Annotated in this window: 2 protein-coding genes and 1 pseudogene; all 3 read right to left on the reverse strand. The window is 30.3% G+C overall.

The window, feature by feature from the left end; translation table 11 throughout:
- Positions 1-411 precede the first annotated feature (411 nt).
- Positions 412-641 (reverse strand): annotated as a pseudogene (locus AC1DJR_RS26100) (Ger(x)C family spore germination protein); the annotation flags it as partial.
- A 92-nt stretch (positions 642-733) separates the two neighbouring features.
- Positions 734-1,681, reverse strand: a complete 948-nt coding sequence (locus AC1DJR_RS26105) for a DNA-binding domain-containing protein (RefSeq protein WP_061688890.1) — start codon at positions 1,679-1,681, stop codon at positions 734-736.
- Positions 1,682-2,366: 685 nt separating this feature from the next.
- Positions 2,367-2,552: response regulator (locus tag AC1DJR_RS26110; protein WP_477003869.1), on the reverse strand; the 186-nt coding region annotated here is incomplete at its 5' end.

Below are 2,552 nucleotides of genomic sequence, written 5' to 3' on the forward strand. Positions count from 1 at the left end.
ATATATCATTTATAGTTAATCTTTAAATAATACGACCTAGAATAAAGAATAGATTAAATACATATTATTCATACATTAAAGATATCAAATACAAATCGAACTATTATTCCGAAAAGAATCCTGAGACATACACTTATAGATAGAAACTATTAAATATATTCACCAACGTCGTGTAACCAGTATAGTTACTTATATGTACGAGTGTCAATTAAAAAAACCTTACATTTTTGTAAGATAACCATGTTAATTATGTAGTAAGTAATTATTATATAATGTGAATAATTACTCGGTATAATAAAATAATAATCTTATATTTTAAACAAATATTGGTTATTTTGGTAGGCAAATAACTTATAACAGCCACTTTTTTGGCTATGCTTTGGAATCCTACTTTACTCTTCAATTCTCCGTATTAAAAGTTTGTTGATGAAATGTAATAACAACTGTACGATTATACAGCTTATTCACCTCAATTAAATCAGTTAAATATTGAGGAAGAGTCGGTTTATCTTTAAAATCATTATGTATTAAGCCCTTTCACAGTGACAATACGCATATTCCCAGTATTTTTCGGATCACAATACTACAAAGTAAGACCTAGTTCCTTCCTTTTGTACAAATTTTTGATTTACTAAAATTAATTATAACTTTTCCTCTGCCCGAAATGATTCCATACAAAACAAAAGGGAAATACATAGTGTATATGTATTTCCCTTTTGTTTTGTACCCATTTTTATTGTGGTACGGTCATAACTTGACCGCTACTATCAACCATAATTTTCATTTTTCCGTCTTGAGCGTTATATAATCCTAGCTTATGTAAATCTTGTTTGCACTCTTTTACGAAGAAAGGTAACGTACGAATTTGATCGATATCAGAGCTCGTAATGAAATGAATTAAATGATGCGTCATTTCTTTAATATCATGTACAAGGTCTTCCTTCTCTCGCTTTAACCTATCATTTTCAGTTCGTAATGAATGTACTTCACCTTCAAGACCTCGAGCATTCTTTTCTTCTTTCGAACGCTCTGCAGCCATGCTAGAAAGCTTATAGATTCCCTCCATAAACTGATGTAATTCATGCTCTTTCTTTTCACGGGATTGACTAATTGTTTCAAAATTATCAACGATACCTGATATAACTGTTACGAGATTTTTTTCGTCCTCTTCACTTCGGAAATCTTCTTTTACTTCCTGTTTTCTTTCTTGTTTCGCCTCAACAAATATATCCTTGACTGGTGTATATTTGCGTTTTCGGCCTGGCTTTTGTTTTTCAATATTTTCAAACGGAATTTCTTGTTTTTTTAATTTATAATACGTGTTCTGTAATTGACTTTCCGTTTTTGGAAATAAATTCAGTTCATTTTTACTAACATATTTTGAAATATTTGCGATATTTAAGCCTTGACGCTGACAAAATTGATATACTTCATATAGTAGTTCTAGTTCAGACTTCAACCATGTAATTCCTGATTTTTCATATACTCGCATACCGCCATTTTTTTCTATATCTATTTGAAATAATACCATTCTATTATATAAATCGATAAGCTCTTCATACTTTATTCGGAATTGTTTCTCTATTTTTTTAAATTCCGCCTCTAATTTCATATCGTTCGTTTTATTATTTGACATGTTTTGTAAAAGACTTAATACGTTGATTGCTGTGTGGTGATACATACTCTGTGTCACTGCCCCTCATCCTTTCACAATTCTCATCTGACTCCCATGTCTTTTAAGAAAATAGAAATTTCCACATATCCATATTATAACATTTCAAAATTATCTGTCAAATAATTAACATACAAAAAGGTATAAAAAGTATGTAAATAATAGAAAATATTTTTTAAGAAAATATTAAAAAAATCTAACAAGATGCTATATCAATAAAATGTATTTAATTATATTATATGGTATTTTTAATATAATTTCACCGAAAAATTTTGCGCTATCACGAAATATTACTAACACAATCCAAAGATACATTCTCTTATATTTTCAAATGAAAAAAGCCTACTACTTATTAAGTAAACCAAACAATAACCCTTAAATAAAAACAGCTAAATTCACGAAAGAGACTATTAATACATACAGTCATAAACACTCCAGAAGCGTTTGATTTTTCTGCCTGTACAAAGCATAGAATACTAAAAAGGAACTAACCAGTACTATACATGGCTAGTTCCTCTATTCCAACTAAAAAAATGTGTTTTAAACCGGTTCTTCAAACCCGCACTCGGAGGCTCACTTCTTTCACTTACCTACAACCACTCCATATCTCTGGTCTTACATCGCATGGAGAACTATTAGGCACTGACCGCTTACTCACTTGGCTAGTTCCTCTATTCCAGCTAAATAGAAGATTTTAAAGTACTAACTTATCAACTAAACCAATTAACTCTTGAATATCAGGCTTACTCACTTGAGCATTCGCTCCAACCGCCTCACCTTTATGGAACAACTCATTTGTAATTAATGAAGAGAAAATAATGACTGGTAATTGATTCATTACTTCACTATCTTTAATTACTTTCGTTAAATGGTGTCCATC

Source organism: Bacillus sp. 05T31 (genome assembly GCF_056396725.1).